The organism is Loktanella sp. SALINAS62 (assembly GCF_018263905.1).
Taxonomy (GTDB): Bacteria; Pseudomonadota; Alphaproteobacteria; order Rhodobacterales; family Rhodobacteraceae; genus Loktanella.
The window spans coordinates 60,157-76,792 of the sequence record NZ_JAAFZU010000043.1; the positions used below are offsets into that span (position 1 = coordinate 60,157).

Here is a 16,636-nt window from a genome sequence, read left to right on the forward strand (position 1 = left end):
CCTGCCCGCGGGTCTGGGCCGGAACGGAGTGTATATCCTCGTGGCCGGCACCGTTTTGATTTGCTGATCGCTGCTGCTGACTGTGCTTTAAATCTGTAAGCTTTCATACCGCTAAATCACGATTTTTCACTGTCAGTGACATGCCTGGCATCAACGCAAGTGGGCCAATTTCTCTGCGATGTGTATCAAACATTTTTTTGATGCACACAGCGCCAGTATGCTTTATGGCTTACAGCTTAAGCACGGATATGCATCAAAAAGCTGTTTGCTGCACACAATCGCGGATGGGACTTTCAGATGGTCGACCTTCACATCACTTCGCTGTCTCGCAGTGCACAGGTCGCCTATCAGGATCTGTTGCGCCTGCATCTGGAAGAGACGGCCTCGGGCCTGATCGGATCCGTCGAGGCACGTCACCGCAACGGGCGGACATATCTGTATGACCGCTTCCGGATCGGGACCCAAATGAAATCTCACTATCTTGGCGAGGATACGCCCGAACTGCGGGACCGGCTTGCCTCGGCTGCGCGGTTGAAAGCCGAGGCCGAAGAACGGTCGAAAAGCATGGGCCGATTGGCAAGACTGTTGCGTGCCGAAGGGATGATCACTACCGACAGAGAGACCGGATCACTGCTGCTGGCCTTTGCGCGCGCGGGGGTATTTCGCCTTGGTGGCACGCTGGTCGGCACCGCAGCTTATAGTCTGTTTCAGGGCGAGTTGGGTGTCCGCTTTGACACCGATGATCTGGCGCAAACGGGTGACATCGATTTTGCGAGCTTTGAACGACTGTCCGTCTCACTTGGCGACCGGGTCGAGGAGGATCCGGGTGACATCCTAAAGACCCTGAAATTTGATCCGGTCCCGGGCGTATTTGACCGTCAGATATGGAAATGGCGGCAAAGCAGCGGTGCGGCGATGGTCGAATTTCTGACGCCGGCTTTCGGCGAAGAGGTCGTCAAGCCGCTGCCGGCGCTTGGGGTTTCTGCGCAGGCGCTGCACTACCTCAATTATCTCATCGCCAATCCCATCCACGCTGTCGCACTCTATCGTTCTGGCGTCCTGATTCAGATTCCGCGTCCCGAACGGTTTGCGATCCACAAGTTGATCGTGGCAGACCGGCGATCCGGCGGGCCGGATCAGGGCAAGTCTGTAAAGGATCGCGGACAGGCCGCCTTTCTAGTTACTTTGCTCGCCCAGGACAGACCCGACGACCTCGCCGATGCCTATTCGGACGCTTTGTCCCGCGGGCCGCGGTGGCGGCACCGGTTGACATCGAGTCTCAGCAAAATGCCTGAGACTCGCGATATCCTGTCCACTTTGGTTAAATAGAACGCTAGATTGACCGTTAAGCGGCGGGTATTTCCCGATGCGCGCTGATGCTGATATGCCAAGGCAGAACAAAATTGTCAGCTGACAATTTTCGGACGTCGGCTAGTGAACAGCCTAAAAAGCGTGGTGATGCGTGGACCGATTGTCAGCTGACAATTTTCCAGCACGACGCAGGACCACGGCCTGAAGCATTGGTCGCACATCGAACCCACCTGCCCGTCCTTGTTGGGTCAAGCGACGCAGATACGCTCCGGGGCTGTCTATCTCGCGCAGTCTCTCTAGAATGCATAATATGGCAACGCTCGCTGCATTCTGACCCAATGTCCGTTGCGCTGCGATCATGACCGGTGGATCAATCCCGATCATCGGTGCAATCCGACTGGCAACGTCGTGCAACTCCTGCCAACTGCGCACCGTGGCTGGGAAATAGCACCTGTATTCTGTGCAAGTCTCTGTCACCTCAAGTAGCGATGTCCCCTGATCGTGACCTTCAGAGTCAAGGTTATATTTTGTTTTAGTATGTATGTGCCGCTCATACTGATTGTCGGCGCCGCTCATTTTATCGGCGTCGCAGGCCGTGTTGGCCGGTGTTAGCCGATCGCGTAGAGCATCTGCGATGCTGGTCAGCTCCGCCAGCGGGGTCTTGCGCCTTAACAGCCGACGTGCGGTCTCGGTCAAGTTATCTGGACCAGACTCGTCGATGACGGCTTGCCGCAGCGCGATGACAGTCTGGCGGGCCACTGCAATCTCCTCGGCCTGCATCCGATGTTCGGCAGCGGCTTGCGTGATCTGTTCAGCTGCACGGGCAAGGGGCGAGAGGTCGAACCCGAAGGCCAGCGCGATCCGCTGACCGATCCGCCGTGCAAAACGTTTGTGATTTGGACTGTCGCGCCGGTCGACAACGCCAAGCTCGACCAACTGGGCCAAGTGACGGCGCAGTGTGCTTTCGGGCATGCCGTTCAGCCGGTCCGAAAGGGTGCGATTGGCGGGAAAAACGATGGCGTCGTGCGGCTGTGCCGAAATCTGACGGCCCGGATGAAAGGTCATCAGCGCCTTGAGCACGCCAAGTGTGCGGTGCGAAAGGCCGAACGTCGACGCCGCCTCTGTCAGGGCCGACAGGATGTCCCATTTATCGACCGTCGTCGCGGGGCGAGGCTGCGCCTGACCACTGCTAGCGAAAAGCGTGGGTGATGTCATGTCATGTTCACGATGGACGTAAAAATTCAGGCCCCGCCCGGCGGGCAGAGTTGACAGATCGGGAAGTGCTAGCTATCTCCATAGTGCGAGTATTGAGAAGGGCCTTCCGGGTATATGCCTGGGGGGCTTTTTCTTTTCAGGTCTGGTCTCGTGCCTCCGTTGATGTTGCGTTGCCTTCGGAACGATCGCTGGTCCAGCGATCGTGAAGCTCGTTCAGCAGGGCCTCTGCCTGTGTCGCTAGCCAGTCGTCGAAACCGGTTGCGGGGATCGTCAGCGTCAGACCCTTTGTGCCCTTGCGCAGCTGCGCGATCACCGTCCCGTCGGGGGCGGCAATGGCTTGCGGGGCAGGGCGGTCGGACTTCGTGGCCAGTGTCTTCATCTCGGCCCGTTGAAAGACTTCTTCGAACCGCGCATCGGAATTCAGACCAGTGAAGTCGGGGCGTCCGGTCACGGTGATGGCGCGGGATTTCGCCGCCGGGTCCTCGAACAGGGCGGCCAGCGCCATCCAGCGATCGCGGCCGATGCTGGGTGCGGCGCCGATGACCCGCAGAAAGGGCAGATCGAATGCCGTGCCGACCTTTAGCATGCGGCTGACCATCGGCAGGTCCATCGACAGCGCCGCAGCGATTGTCTGCCGGTCGAAATCGGCCGCCTGCATCTGTGCGGCAAAGCTGGCCTTTTCGATGAAGCTTAGGTCCTTTCGGGCGGTATTCTCCTGCCCCTGCGCCAGCACCAGCGCGTGATCGTCCAATTGCCGGACCATAGCCTTAACGGTCATGTTCAGCGCCTTAAGCGCGCGTAGCCGACGGCGGCCATACACGATCTCGAACCGGCCCTGTTTCGTAGAGTGGGGGCGCAGCAGCACAGGCACCTGCTGACCATAGGTCGAAAGGCTCTCCTGTAGCGCGTCCTGATCGGCGTCCTGCAATGTCAGCCGGTCTTCCAGTCCAGCATCGTCGATCAGGGCCGGGTCGATGTCCTGAACGGCACTTTCCTGCAGCTTCGTCAGGGACGACTGCAATGCGCCGACAGCCCCTTGTGGGGCCCGGCGCGGTGTCCGTTGTGTCTCGGTCCGGGCGGGTGATCCGCCCATCAGGATGCCTTTGCGTGCCATTATCTGCCCCATGCTTTCTGGATCAGCATTTCGATCTCGTCATTCACTAGATTAAGTGAATCGACCGCACGGTCGTAGGTGTTGCGGTGAAACTGGGTCCGGTCCACCTCATACACGGTCTGGTGCGTCAGGCCCGCGTCAGAAATCGCGGTCGATTTCAGCATCGGTGCGACCATGACTTCATCCCCGAACAACTGCCGGAGAAAGGCCACGACCTGCTGCTGGGGGCCGTCGTTGGGTTCGTACCGATTGATCAGAAAGCGCAGGAAGTCGAACTCCATCTTGGCCCCGGCTTGCGAGACGACATCGAGCAGGTCAGCGCTCATCTGCAGGAACTGCGACATGGAGGCCACGTCGAGCATGTTAGGCACGATGGTGATCAGCAGGCCGGTCGAGGCGCAGAGCGCTGACAGCGTGAGGTAGCCCAGCTGTGGCGGGCAGTCGAAGACGATGACGTCGTAATCCGCCTCGACGTCCCGCAGGACGGTGGCCAGCCGGGCAAAGAACGGCGGTTGCGCGTTGGCCATCAGCGCACGAGGCGTTTCGTGTTCGAATTCTTGCAACAGCAGACCGGCAGGGGCCAGGTCGATGCCGGTAAAGAATGTCGGCTGAATGATGCTACGGAAGGGCAGGGGGTCTTCGTAGCGGATCGCGTCGTAAACCGTTCCGGTTTCAAGGAAATCGACTTCTGGCCGAAAGCCGAACAGGGTAGTGAGGGATGCCTGCGGGTCGATATCGACGCACAGCACGCGGTAGCCTTTCAGGGCTAACCGCTGGGCGGTGTGGATCGTACTGGTGGTCTTGCCACTGCCACCCTTGAAGTTCAGGAACGACAGTACTTGCACATTGTCACCGGGCCGCCGACCCTTGGCATAGGTGCCTGGTTTCTTGGCACCTGCCTCGAGAGTGGTGCGGATATCCAGCAGATCTTGTGCGGAATAGTGACGCCGCCCCCCGGCAGAGGTATCGACCTCTGGCGCGCGGCCTTCGAAATGCAGCTTGCGCAGAAAGCTGGCCGAGATATTGAGGAGTTCAGCCGCCTCTGAGGCGGAAAAGTGGCGCAAATCCTTGGTGGCGTTCGGGGCGAAGACCTTTTCCATGTGATCCTGCAACGCCGCCGAAAGTTGTTCGGCGTTCTCGCGGATGCGCGTGCTGATCTGGAATGTTTCGCTCACCTGTTCGTCCTTGCCCGCCGGCTTGACTGCCGGTCTGTATAGTTTGTCGAGTAACGCTTTTTTGCGATAGCGCACTCTTTAACGTTCTATAGACGACAAATCTGGAAGTTGGCAATCTTTTCTAGCGGCTGTGTGATGGAATGACCGCACGACATCTGGTGGGTCCGCTGAGGCAGTTCGACAAATGAGCACCAACCTGAAATGAATTCAATAACTTAAGACACGCCCTGCAAGTTTACCGTAGGCTGAGAGTATGTGGTTGCGTAAGCGACAGGTTTCTCAGTGATCCGATCCGAAAAGGCTCTATGCAGGCAAAATTGCCTTTGAAAGACCTTGTTCCAAGAGCGTTCAGAATCATGTCAGTTTCCGGCGGCGGTCATCAGCTCAACGGGCTTGGACGTCCGCCCCATTTGACCCTGGGCATCGTGCTCGGCATGGCGGCGGCGACGCGGGAGGGGGTCTTGCGACCCAGCGCCATCTGCCGCAGGGCGCGCAACGCGGTTTTTCCTTCGCGGGATGGATCGAAAATAGCTTGTCGCGGCCGTGGGCGTGCAGGGGATTGATGATGAACATGTGGGCGGTGGTGGGATAACTTTGTGCCGCGCCGTTGTCGATTCGTGCGGCACCTTGCTGGGTCCGCTCCAGCGAAGAGGCAGGCCACATGGGGGTTGCCACAGATATTGGCCTCGATCCGGTCGGCCTCGCTTTCGCGCAACCGGCTGATCGCCGTCTGCACGAGGGCGGCGGCGAGGGGTACGAGGATCATCATGGCGATGGTGCTGACGATCCCAAGCCGCTCGCGCGAGTCACCGAAGAACAGCGCGAAATTCGCCAGCATCGAGATCGCACCGGTGAATGTCGCGGTCACGGTCCTGATCGCCGTGTCATGGTTGCGGATATGCGCCAACTTATGCGCCACGACGGCGGCGACCTTTTCGCGGGTCAGGCTTTGCAACAGGCCTGCGGTCACGGTCACGGTCACGGCTGCGTTGGCCGGATTGCGGCAGGTACCAAAGGTGAACGGTTTCGCCAAGTTCGCGCAAAACTCGACCCACTGAACGTTAAGCCAATCACCTAGATTGCGAGGGTTATCTATAGTGGTGCGCTCGCAGCGTCATTCGATGAAGTCATCGCCGGCCCATAAAAATAACACGGCTGTCGAATGTATCCCTCTTGGCGGGGGACCCGCCGAAAGAAAAAGGCGGGGCAGGGGGGCGGGCGCAGCTCGTCGCCCTGCCGCGTCACCCTAGCAACACAAGCAACAAAAAACCCCGACCATTTAGGCCGGGGCTCAAGATGGTGCAGACTGTCAGGATATAGGTTCACGCGGCGGCGCGGTCGTCCTCTGCGATGGTCTCGGCGTCGGCTGCTGCCAGCACAAAATCCACGGCCTTTTGTGCTTCGGCTGCGGCCTTGAAAATCAGCCCCTTGTCGGATTTCAGCGCTTCAAGCCACCCTTCAATATATGCTGCGCTTTGGTCAAATTCCGGCTCTACGCCAAGGCGCACGTCCAACAGGCAAGCGCCAATCTCTGCCACAAGCTCCTCGAACGCATAAGCCGCCTTGTTGCCAAACTTCTTGATCCGGTCCAGCCGCTTTTCCGCGCCAGTCCAGTGCGTGATTTCATGGGCCAGAACGCCATAGTAGCGGGCGGCATTGGTGAAAGTGCCAACGGGCGGCATGTGAACCTGATCCGCCGCGGGGCGATAGTAGGCGCGGGGGTCTGTGGTGCTGACAATATCAGCCCCGATGCTGCCGAAAAATGCCTCGAGGGCTGGGTCGGCTTCGGTGCCAAGGTCGCGGGCGGGATCGGGCTGAACGTAGTATTCAGCGGGCAAGCCCTCGATCTGATCCGCGTTAAAGACGTTGTTCGCCTTCGCAAAGCCGATGCGGGCCTTGCTCTCGCCTTCGGTGCTGCCGTCGCTCTGTCCGTCGTCCTTCTGCTCGAAGGTGCCATAGAAAACGCTGCGGGCGCATTTCTCGCCCTTCTTCACGGTGCCGCCAAGCTGCTGCGCCTGTTTAAAAGTCATCCAGCGTTCGGACGCATAACCGTGCTCGGATGCGACAGCCCACAACATGAGGACGTTGATGCCGCGATAGCCTTCGCCATTGTGACGTACGGGAAGACAAGCGCCACCTGGACCACCTGTCCACGGCTTGCGCCACGGCGGGGTGCCTGCCTCGATCTGTGCGATGATTGTGTCGGTGACGTGCTGGTGAATGTCCAAACGCTCTTTAGCCATTTTTTCAGTCCTTTATGAAGGTGCCGCGTTTCCGGTCTGGTGCCGATACTCGGGCGAGGGGTCAGGCGAGGAAGTGCTGTGCACGTCCCTCTCCTGAAACCTTGCCTCCCGGCGAGGGCAGGGGGGGAACCGCCGCAATGGGAAAATCAAGCGGACAAGGGGGTGGTGCGGCCCGCAGCCGAATGCGAGGACACGGCCCCGCAGGACGCGCAGTATTTTACTGTTGCAGTGGGGGACCGGCGGTCCCCTTCTTTCTTTCTTTTCTTGGCGGCGCAGCGGCGTTCGGCGCAGTCCGAACCCCGCGCCGCGCCCCAGCGATCGTCACCCGCAAGGGCGCATCGGCACGGACCAGGACGACCATGGCCGAAGGTTTGCGCACTGGCTCGGAGAGACAGGGCGTAAGCCATTCGGACAGGGAGGATGGGCCGGGACGTTGCGGGCGAAAGCCGGTCTGCCGGCTGGAGCCTAGAGCGCGGTGACACGTCCAAAGGACGGGGCAGGGGCCATGTTCATCACGCTTTCAGATTCACGGATCAATGATTTCGTGGTAGAAAACCAAGAACGCAGAAAGTGCAGAAAGAGGCTGTCGATGTTGAAGAAAGACCTCCGAATCCGCATGGATCAATGGATCGTTCAAGCACGTCTGGCTGGCGGCTTGGATGATGAAACCGACGTTGAGGATGCCTTGCAAAGCGCAGCTCTCGCTTTCGGATCGACGGATCTTGTTGCTCGTGCAAAAGGAACAAGAAAGTGGATGGAAACAGGGACGCAGATATTGAGCGCGTTCATGGTCGCCGCAGCCTACACGCCGACTGGAAGCGCAAGGGCGCTGCTGGGCAGTCCCGATGAAACGCAACGCATCCTTGCGAAACTCGCAAAGAATGAGAACGCTGGGGAGTTGAAAGCCCAACTGCAATGGGCTGCGAGCCTGGACCCGAAAGTGTTCGCCGCCGCGTTGGTGGCACTGGCGCTTTGATCTGCGCGGTTCGGGCAACTGGCGCAACCTGGGCCACAGGAACAGAGAAGTGGTGCCGGGGGCGCGGTAGCGCCTCGGCGGCACGCCCGCGCCTCGCGCGGCCGTTTTTGCTATGACCTTGGGCAGGGCCGGTCGAATCTGACGGCCTACCATTGCTTGGAATGTTCGCTATGTGTTCTCGGCATGACTGACTTAGTGCAAATCCCAGATCACACCCTTTGGCTTGAATATACCTGCGGCAATGTCGTGCCGGTGCGGGTGGCCGCTGCGATGGAAAAGAACCTTCAGACCGTGGCGCAGGTTAAACGGGTGGCGCGATGTGCAAAGTGCGCGGCGCGGGTCAAGTTGGACGCTTACGGGCTGCGCATCGCTTGGTCACTTGCCAAGGATCGACAAGACTAGGCGCGGTCCGGATGGTAGGGAAAGCCTTCGTCAACGAACTGCGTTGCGGCGGCGTCCTCGTCGGCGTCACAGTCGGGAAATTGCGGGTAAGGGTAAGCGGGGCCGTAGGCCACGCCGTCACTTTCAAAGAAACCAAGATAGCCCGCCAGCCAAGCGCGGTGGATCTCGGATCGCGCGATGAACCGGCGCAGCCAGCGCGGCGCTGGTTGCCGGGCATAACCATGCAGATACGCGCGGTGATAGATCGAGGTCATGGCGTCTGGCTCCATCGGATCAGAAAAGGGCGGGGCCTGCCGCAAGGGACGGCCCAACCTTGGCGGTCACTTGCGGCGCGACACAACGCCGTCCGGTGTGAAGCCGTCAAAGCTGGCGTCGGTCTCTCGGGACATGCGGCCGCCGTCGGCGGACACGGTAATTTTGGTGTCGGGTGTGAACCGGAAAATCTCGCCAGTCCCTTCAAGATGGGTCTTTTGAAAGTCCCGTTCGACCATAACGCTGCCGTCGGGATCGACGCGGATCATTGCACCATCGACTCTTATCTGAATCTGATGCTCATCAATAATGACGCCTGACCAGCCCAGCTCGCGGTCGCGCCTGACCACGATCTTGTCAGAGTGCATCTTGATCTGAACGTCGGCGCCGTTGTCGTCTGCGGCACGCATGACGACGACGGCCTCCTGATCCTCAGGCTTCGCCAGCAGGCGCGCAAATGCCTCCTTCGGACGCCAGAAAAAGGGTGCATCCCGCTTGGTCTGGTTCTTGTTCTTATGGAAGGCAATCAACAGCTCGGCGGACTGCCAGACCGCTTGAACGGACGTGGAAACAAGGGACATAGCTGCGGCCTTTTTGGCTGAATTACCTAGGTTGAATCTAGCACAGAGCTTGATTTCACTCAATAAAATAGGGGATCTAAGGCGATTTAACGCCTTAGATCGTGGTCTGTTTTAGCCTTATCCGGGGACGTGTTTCACGCAAAATCCGGTCGGGATATTCGTGCCGCTTTCCGCAAAACTGCCAACGGGCAGATCGTGCCATTCGCCTACGGTGTTGCCGTGGTCAAAGTAGGCGCTGGCGGGCAGGATGCACACCAGACGGCCACCGGTCCGCTTGTAGTGCTGGCCATAAAAGGGTGAATTCATCAGGACCACATCAAACCGCGGATCGGGTGCGACCTGTAGAAAATTGGCGGTCATAACGTGGTGGCCCTGGGCCAACCGTTTAGGTTCTGAACGGGGTTATTTGAAAGCGTCAGTCGGGTTGGTTTGAGCGTTTGCCATAAACAAGCGTTTTTGACGCTCCCGACCAACTATGCACAAAGCGCTGCATGCTTAGCTGCGGTTGGAACGTTCTTCTTTTTCGCGTTGCTCCCGTTCCTCTCGCGCCCGACGCTTAATTTCGTAGCTACGGGTCTGCCATTCGTCGCTTAGTCGCGCAAAGTATCGTCCTCCAAAGTACATGACGGGCCACGACATGACAGCCGCAACATGTATAGGAAGACCTATACCCATCATGATCACGAGTGCGACGCCAGCGACCCAAACACCATTCGCCATTTCCGCGCAGAACTCTACAAAGCGCGTCAACCAGTCAGGCCAACCATACGTTATGAAAGGGGCTAGCATGACGCCAAAGCCGACGACTAAGAACGGCACAAAATAGATTAAATACTGATCCAAACTCTGCTTCCTCTCCGGCATCAGCCCCCTCACAACGTATGGCTTTCAAAACCCACTGTTTGTGGCGCGGTAATGGGTCCGCCGCCCCAGCCACTGCATTTTTACTCGGACGACGACGCATGGGCGAAAATATGTAATAAAGGTGCGCCTCAGTATCCTAAAAAATGCTAGTAATTAAGCTGATTATACCCGTCGCTACTAGATTTCCTGCTGCGCCTTCAGCGGCTGATTTTATAGCCTGCAAGGCCCCTCGTGTTTTCATCTGAGATGGCTCAGCCTTTGCAGATTCCTGTTCTAGGGTGGTTAATTTCACTTCGATGATTTGGCGCTGTCCATCGGGAAGCTGACCTAATACAGGAGTGACTTCATCTACGAATTTTTTAAGCTGCGTTGATGAAATCGTTGTGATCTTGTTTTGCGAATTGTCCGTAGATTGAACGTTTATTTTTGAGTGATCGCCGTGCTGCGTATTGTTGATGTTGTTGTTGGTGTTGGTGATGTTATGGATGATCGTGGCTTGGTTTGTCGGACTGCCGCTACGACGCACTTTGATCTGGGCATGTGAATCCATGCCCATGATCTTATGGTCGTAGTGAGAGTAGTTTTCCACGATGAAGTCGTCAGAAAGTCCGTTATTGAGCTTTCGGAGCAAATGATCGCCGATTTCGATAGGGATAGTTTCATCGGTTATGATGATAAGTTTTGATTGAACGTGCGCAGGGATGTTTTCAATCACTGTGCCATCAGGTTTAACCAAGGTTACCAGACTGTCTATTAGATCTTTCACCATGTTAGCTTCTTTCGGGTTTGAGGGCTTTAGCGCACTGCTTAGTGTATGATAAAGCTAACTGTCATGCAAAACGCAGCATCAGACACGTTGGTGTTCTTAGCGGGCACTCACGGCCTATCAAAACCGACCGTTTGTTGCACGGTTTGCCAAACTGGAAGTTGGAGCATCTGCGGCGAAGGTCAGCTTCGTTCACGTCCGCTCACCTGACCTTGAACGGCACCGCGCCCACAGTCCGGTTTAGGTCATAAGTGCTTGACGATTCGGTCAGAATTGGCACTGCTCACTGACAGGATTCAGAAAATTGGTGACGTTGAGTCAAAGATGCACGGCATTCGACGGCAAAGCCAAGGGGCCACTGTGAGCGAAAGCTGGTTCGCAGAAGGCAGGCTGAGCGAATTGCTGCGGGATGCCGGGATGCTGAAAAAGTAGGATCGCAGGTCCGTTCTTTTTCAGCGGCAACGCACCGCGGCTGCGGGTGCCGCGCGCACAGCGCAGGGCCTTTCGGGGCAGGGCGTCGTCCTGGCCCGGAGGGGCATTATTCCACCTCTGCCGGAAGTGCGTGGGGAACAGAAAAAGGCCCCGCGCGATGCGGGGCCAGGTAGTTCCTCACCACAAGGAAAGTCTGAAACTCTGGGTCAACGGTGGCAGGTTGGGCGGGCCGGTTCAACCGCTATCGGCGGTCTTGCACCGGCCACGACCCTACGGAAAATCTGGGTTCAACACGTCGTAGCTGTCCGCAACGCGGCGCAATGCTTCGTCGCCCTTCAACTCGTCCAGCATCGTCAAAAGGCTGTCTTTCGCCTCCTTCAAGGTGACTGCTTTTCCGAACCGGCACACTTGGTCGAACGTGCTGATTGACCGGCCAGTGCGGGGGTGGTCGGCGTTGTAGCCTCCGCGTGTCTTGTAAAGCGCCACGGCGACGGCTGGCTGACCGGCGCGGGCAAAGGTGACGATATGGCCCTTGCGGGTGACTGGCGAGCCGTTCCGCATGGCGAGGGTGTAGGTCTTGAGTGACATGATCTGTCTCCGGTCGGGATGGGTGGGGCAGGGCGCTTGCGCGCCCTGCGGCGTTGGTCAGGCCATACCTTCGGGAAGCCATGCGTTGATCCGGTCGATCTGATCTTCCGACAGGCCAAGGGCTGTGCGTGTCGCCGGGTTCGCAAACAGGCTTTCCAGTTTTTCGGCCTTCTCGCCCTTCTTCAACTTCTCGAACGTGGTCACGGTGGGATGGTCTGCGGCCAATCCCAGCAGGTCGCTCCACAGATCATTGAGGTAAGCGCCGTTCACGCGACCAAAGAAATTCTCGGCGGTCGGTGTGAAGGTGTCGCGGGTGCGCTTGCTCGTCAGCTTGTCAATCATCGCGCCAAGGTCAGGGCTGCTGATGGTCAGGTGCGCGACCAGATAACGGTTTAACAGGTCCATGATTTTTGCACCGCCCCGCTTGCGAAACTTGGCAAACTCGGCGGCATGGTCGCGGTTGAACGGGCTGTGGTCGTCGGTGTCCGCAACGGTCAGGCGCTTGTCCAGCACATAGCCGGTTTCGGTGGTCGGGACGTTCGGCACGTCGTCAGTGCGGACGCCAAAGGCGCGGTCGTATCCTATTTTCCCGCAAAGCTGGAAGGCCAGAAGGTGAAGCGCCAGTTTCGGGTCGTCCAACATCGCGTTCTGCCGTGCGCCTGTGCCGATCCGGTCCAGATCGCCGCGCAAGGTGTCCGAGATTGGCGACTTGGGGGCATCCTCTTTCACGGCATGGCGCGACGGCTGCAAGATACCTGCTTCGACCGCTGCGGCCTTGTCCTCGGCCCGGATGAAACCGGCCTCGACCTTCACGCTGCCGTCGTTGGTGACATAGATCACGACACCGCTTGTGGCCCGCTGCTCGTCGGTAAAGTCGCCGTCCATCTTGGTCTGCAAGGCGTCCAGCTCAGTTGTGCCTTCTTCGTCCAGTGCATCGCCGTTCGCCAGTTCTGCCAGTGCGTCGCAACGCTCGGCCTCGGCCTCGGTCAGTTCGCCTTCGACGGGATAGACCTTGCCGAATTTGCGGTCCTGATCGAATCGATAGCTGATGTAACCATCGGTGATCGCCTCGGCCCATTTCCAGCCATGCGCGGCGGAGTAGTCGGCGGCGGTCTGGGTCAGCTTGGCGGCGAAAACCTCGTCCAGAATGGCGGGGTCGTCGAAGGTGGTCACGTCGGCAAACAGGTCGCCACCAATGCGGCCTCCTGCGGCCCTGTAGTCTGCCTCTCCGACAAACAGGGCGCGGCGGTCGGTTCCTTTGACACTGCCGGGCTTCAAGCGGGTCTTGATGGTGTAGTCGTTCAACCCGCCGTAGCCTTTGGCGATTTGCTCCACGTGAAGGGCCAGCACCTCCAAAGTCAGGGCCTCGTCGTCGCTGATCGTGAACGCGGCGGCTTGGGACAGGCTCATGCTGCCGTCCCGCAAAGCGTCCAGCACCGGGGCGGGCAGATTAGACAGCGCCAAGCGGCGGTAAACATGCTTCTCGGTGACGCCATAGGCGACGGCAATGTCTGCGACCTTCACGCCGCGCTTTTCCATCACGCCAAAGTTTCGGATTTCGTCTGCGGGGTGCAAGTCCTCGCGCTGCGCGTTCTCGCTCGTCGCCCAAAACTCGGCGGTTGCCTGATCGGGGGCCATGCGGACGGTGACAATCTGAAACCGGGGGTCGTCCTGCAAGAGTGCCAAGGCGCGATAGCGGCGTCCACCTGCCACAATGCCGACTTTTCCAGTCGCATCGCGCAAGCCTGCCGGGTTCTGAATGAGGCCAAGCTGGCGCACGTTCGCGGCCAGTCGTTCAATGGCTTCATCGTTCACAACGCTGCGGGGGTTGATGTCGGACAGATAGAGGTCAGCGAAGGGGATTTGCTCGTCAGTCGCTGCGGTGATCTGGGTCTGGGTGGTCATGAGTTTGATCCTTGATCTGTGGGGAAGGGAGGGGGGGCCGCACCTGGTGGGCGCGGCTGGCCGCGTGGGCGGCTTTAGTATTCGTGGCGCTGCATGACGGTCAGGACGCGGCGGGTCGCGGCAGTGTCCTCGGGGGTCTCGCTGCCGTAGGTGTAGTCGGTGTCGTAGAGGTCGATCTTCCAGAACAACTTGACGGCCTCGCCAACGGCGGTGATTTCAAACGCGCCAAAGGTGTGATCGCCGTATGGGTCGTTGTCCTCGGTGAAGGTGTCGAAGGTCTGCACGACCCGCATGATCTGCACCTGTGCGCCTGCGGACAGGCTTGCCACGCCGCGCGTCACGACGATCTGACCGGGAACGGTGAAGTCTGCGCCCCATGTCTTGCGGAAACGGTCATTCTGCTCTGCGATCTTGGCGGCGCGATCAATCTCGGCCTGTTCTTCTGCCGGCAGGGTAGTTTGGTCGTTCATAGCTTTGGTCCTTTGTGGTGGTGCCACGTTTCCGGTCTGGTGCCGAAAATCGGGCGAGGGGTCAGACGAGGAAGCGCTTCAGCGCGCCCCTTTTCTGAAACCTTGCTTCCCGGCGAGGGCAGGGGGGGAACCGCCGCAATGGGAAAATCAAGCGGACAAGGGAGTGGTGCGGTCCGCAGCGCATAGCGCGAGGACACGGCCCCGCAGGACGCACAGTATTTTACTGTTGCGGTGGGGGACCGGCGGTCCCCTTCTTTCTTTCTTTTCTTGGCGGTGCAGCGGCGTTCGGCGCAGTCCGAACCCCGCGCCGCGCCCCAGCGATCGTCACCCGCAAGGGCGCATCGGCACGGACCAGGACGACCATGGCCGAAGGCCCGCACACTGGCTCGGAGAGACAGGGCGCGGGCCATACGGACAGGGAGGATGGGCCGGGACGTTGCGGGCGGAAGCCGGTCTGCCGGCTGGAGCCTAGAGCGCGGTGACACGCCCAAAGGGCGGAGCAGGGGCCATGACATGTGTCGCAGTCACCATTCGCAAAACGTGAGTCCTTGGATTTGCGCCAATCAAGTAGGGTTTCGTTGGCCTGCGATAATATTTTGCGAATTGCTTACTAATCAGGCTGTCTGGAAAGTGCCACTCGCCTCGACTAGTAAGCGGCATGACTTATGCTGATATCATCCTACTGTCTGGTTCCGGTCTTTTGGCCGGTGCCATCAATGCACTCGCCGGGGGCGGGACAATTTTCACGTTCTCTGCACTCGTCGCGGTAGGACTGCCCGCTGTGACAGCAAATGCCACTAGCGCCGTTTCTGTCCTGCCCGGACAGATTGCATCGACCACAGCCTACCGTCGCGAAATCGTTGCGTCGTTTCGCCGGCTTCTGCCGTTTTCGATCATCTCAGCCATTGGCGGCGTTGCGGGTAGCCTTTTGCTGCTGAATACCGATGAAGGCGCGTTCCGTGCTCTCGTGCCATTCCTGATTCTGTTCGCGACCATCCTCTTTATGTCAGCCCCGTACATCGCAACGTTCGGTGAGAAGTTGGCTGCCTGCCGGACAACTGACGGAGTCGGTCCTTTCGCAACGGCCCTGCAGGGTCTGGTTGCCGTTTATGGTGGCTATTTCGGGGCTGGGATGGGGATCATGATGCTGGCCTCTCTTTCTCTCACGGAAGGCCGCGATTTTCACGCCTTGAATGCAGCGAAAAACTGGCTTGCCTGCATCATGCAGGGTTTGGCCGTCGTGGTGTTCATCCTGTCAGGTGCCGTGGACTACAGCGCCGTTGTTATCGTCGCGTCGGCAAGCATTTTGGGTGGATGGGGCAGCGTCGTCGTCGGACGTCTTGTGCCCCAGCGTGTGATCCGTTGGTTTGTCATTGCCACGGGTCTAGCTCTCAGCAGCTGGTACTTCATCCAATAGTTCAACTGCGTAAGGTCAATTTCGAAGCACCTAACAAGCCAACACGAAAGGCCGTGATCTGCTTCATCTTCGTTCATTCGGGCCTGCCGTCGCGCACATCTCGCCTGTCGAGGCCATGCGCGCGGGGCTGGGAGCCTTCATCGGCTTGTCTCTCGCGGGGGCATTTGTTCTGTCCCCGACCATCGATCTGAACCTGGGACTTTACCTCGTTGCTCCGTTTGGCGCTTCATCTGTGTTGTTGTTCGCTGTGCCGAACAGTCCGCTTGCACAGCCTTGGTCCGCCATCGTGGGCAATGTGGTCGCTGCCCTGATCGCTGTCGCTGTCTGCATGGTGATAGCTGATCCGATCTTGCGCATCGCGTTGGCGGTGGGCCTTGCGATCACAGGCACCAGTCTGTGTCGGGCGCTGCATCCTCCGGCCGGTGCCGTCGCGATGACCGCCGCCATGAGCCCGGACGCTGTTCGCGAGCTCGGTTTTCTGTTCGCCCTCATGCCGATCGGGATCGGCACGCTGCTTCTGGTGGTGATCGCGATTATCTATGGTCGCGTGACCGGACGGCACTACCCGTTCCGACAGTTCGAGGTTGCCAATAGCTACGGCACCCAGGACCGGGAACCAATGGAACGTCTGGGGCTGTCAGAAAGTGAGCTCACCGATATCCTCGATCGTTACGAGCAGTCCTTTAATCTTGGTGTGTGAACCGCGCCGGGTTTGCCGGAGGCTCCAACTGATGAGTAGGATGGAGCATCATGAACAAGACAACCAACAAATATACACGTGAAGTGCGCGAACGTGCCGTGCGGATGGTTTTGAATGGCGAAGGGCAGCATGACAGCCGCTGGTCTGCGATCCTGTCGATTTCTGCGAAGATCGGCTGTGCGCCGCAAACGCTGAATGAATGGGTGAAGAAGGTCGAGATCGACA

At 58.8% G+C, this 16,636-nt stretch carries 16 protein-coding genes and 2 pseudogenes; 5 read left to right on the forward strand and 13 right to left on the reverse strand.

Going from position 1 to position 16,636, the window contains the following annotated elements; translation table 11 throughout:
• Window positions 1-297 precede the first annotated feature (297 nt).
• Complete coding sequence (locus GZH79_RS14045) at window positions 298-1,329, forward strand: GSU2403 family nucleotidyltransferase fold protein (protein ID WP_211644407.1); 1,032 nt, start codon at window positions 298-300, stop codon at window positions 1,327-1,329.
• Window positions 1,330-1,443: 114 nt separating this feature from the next.
• On the opposite strand, the gene repC is transcribed toward GZH79_RS14045, so the two are convergent.
• From repC to GZH79_RS14070, 5 genes and pseudogenes are all read right to left on the reverse strand, one after another.
• Window positions 1,444-2,526: a plasmid replication protein RepC gene (repC, locus tag GZH79_RS14050; protein ID WP_249219202.1), complete on the reverse strand. Its 1,083-nt coding sequence runs from the start codon at window positions 2,524-2,526 to the stop codon at window positions 1,444-1,446.
• Window positions 2,527-2,662: 136 nt separating this feature from the next.
• On the reverse strand, window positions 2,663-3,640 hold the full coding sequence (repB, locus tag GZH79_RS14055) for a plasmid partitioning protein RepB (protein WP_211644409.1): 978 nt from the start codon (window positions 3,638-3,640) through the stop codon (window positions 2,663-2,665).
• The gene (gene repA / locus GZH79_RS14060) at window positions 3,640-4,815 is read right to left on the reverse strand and encodes a plasmid partitioning protein RepA (protein WP_211644410.1); all 1,176 of its coding nucleotides are present in this window, start codon (window positions 4,813-4,815) and stop codon (window positions 3,640-3,642) included. Before repA ends, repB begins: the two co-directional genes overlap by 1 nt.
• A 379-nt stretch (window positions 4,816-5,194) precedes the next feature.
• A pseudogene (locus tag GZH79_RS14065) lies at window positions 5,195-5,842 on the reverse strand (M48 family metalloprotease); the annotation flags it as partial.
• A 295-nt stretch (window positions 5,843-6,137) separates the two neighbouring features.
• The gene (locus GZH79_RS14070; RefSeq protein ID WP_211644411.1) at window positions 6,138-7,058 is read right to left on the reverse strand and encodes a zincin-like metallopeptidase domain-containing protein; all 921 of its coding nucleotides are present in this window, start codon (window positions 7,056-7,058) and stop codon (window positions 6,138-6,140) included.
• A gap of 505 nt (window positions 7,059-7,563) precedes the next feature.
• Between GZH79_RS14070 and GZH79_RS14075 the strand changes: the two genes are divergently transcribed.
• Window positions 7,564-8,034 carry a hypothetical protein gene (locus tag GZH79_RS14075; RefSeq protein ID WP_211644412.1) on the forward strand — a complete coding sequence of 157 codons (471 nt, stop codon included), beginning with the start codon at window positions 7,564-7,566 and terminating at the stop codon, window positions 8,032-8,034.
• 398 nt (window positions 8,035-8,432) lie between these two features.
• On the opposite strand, the gene GZH79_RS14080 is transcribed toward GZH79_RS14075, so the two are convergent.
• The 8 genes from GZH79_RS14080 to GZH79_RS14115 form a co-directional block, all read right to left on the reverse strand.
• On the reverse strand, window positions 8,433-8,690 hold the full coding sequence (locus GZH79_RS14080; protein ID WP_211644413.1) for a hypothetical protein: 258 nt from the start codon (window positions 8,688-8,690) through the stop codon (window positions 8,433-8,435).
• 66 nt (window positions 8,691-8,756) lie between these two features.
• Window positions 8,757-9,269 (reverse strand): hypothetical protein, encoded by a 513-nt coding sequence (locus tag GZH79_RS19090; protein ID WP_249219203.1) that lies wholly within the window; start codon window positions 9,267-9,269, stop codon window positions 8,757-8,759.
• A gap of 117 nt (window positions 9,270-9,386) precedes the next feature.
• Window positions 9,387-9,629 carry a hypothetical protein gene (locus tag GZH79_RS14090; protein WP_211644414.1) on the reverse strand — a complete coding sequence of 81 codons (243 nt, stop codon included), beginning with the start codon at window positions 9,627-9,629 and terminating at the stop codon, window positions 9,387-9,389.
• A gap of 135 nt (window positions 9,630-9,764) precedes the next feature.
• Window positions 9,765-10,112, reverse strand: coding sequence for a hypothetical protein (locus GZH79_RS14095; RefSeq protein WP_211644415.1), 348 nt, complete (start codon window positions 10,110-10,112; stop codon window positions 9,765-9,767).
• A 157-nt stretch (window positions 10,113-10,269) separates the two neighbouring features.
• The gene (locus GZH79_RS14100) at window positions 10,270-10,902 is read right to left on the reverse strand and encodes a hypothetical protein (protein WP_211644416.1); all 633 of its coding nucleotides are present in this window, start codon (window positions 10,900-10,902) and stop codon (window positions 10,270-10,272) included.
• Between the two features lie 699 nt (window positions 10,903-11,601).
• Entirely contained in the window at window positions 11,602-11,919 is a 318-nt protein-coding gene (locus tag GZH79_RS14105) for a hypothetical protein (protein WP_211644417.1), read from the reverse strand.
• A 57-nt stretch (window positions 11,920-11,976) separates the two neighbouring features.
• Window positions 11,977-13,824: a ParB N-terminal domain-containing protein gene (locus tag GZH79_RS14110; RefSeq protein ID WP_211644418.1), complete on the reverse strand. Its 1,848-nt coding sequence runs from the start codon at window positions 13,822-13,824 to the stop codon at window positions 11,977-11,979.
• A gap of 74 nt (window positions 13,825-13,898) precedes the next feature.
• A complete protein-coding gene (locus GZH79_RS14115) occupies window positions 13,899-14,294 on the reverse strand; it encodes a DUF3768 domain-containing protein (protein ID WP_211644419.1) in 396 nt (131 codons plus the stop codon).
• 658 nt (window positions 14,295-14,952) lie between these two features.
• Between GZH79_RS14115 and GZH79_RS14120 the strand changes: the two genes are divergently transcribed.
• The 3 genes and pseudogenes from GZH79_RS14120 to GZH79_RS19095 all read left to right on the forward strand — a co-directional run.
• Complete coding sequence (locus GZH79_RS14120) at window positions 14,953-15,711, forward strand: sulfite exporter TauE/SafE family protein (RefSeq protein ID WP_249219204.1); 759 nt, start codon at window positions 14,953-14,955, stop codon at window positions 15,709-15,711.
• 115 nt (window positions 15,712-15,826) lie between these two features.
• Complete coding sequence (locus tag GZH79_RS14125; RefSeq protein WP_211644421.1) at window positions 15,827-16,411, forward strand: HPP family protein; 585 nt, start codon at window positions 15,827-15,829, stop codon at window positions 16,409-16,411.
• Between the two features lie 50 nt (window positions 16,412-16,461).
• A pseudogene (locus tag GZH79_RS19095) lies at window positions 16,462-16,636 on the forward strand (IS3 family transposase); the annotation flags it as partial.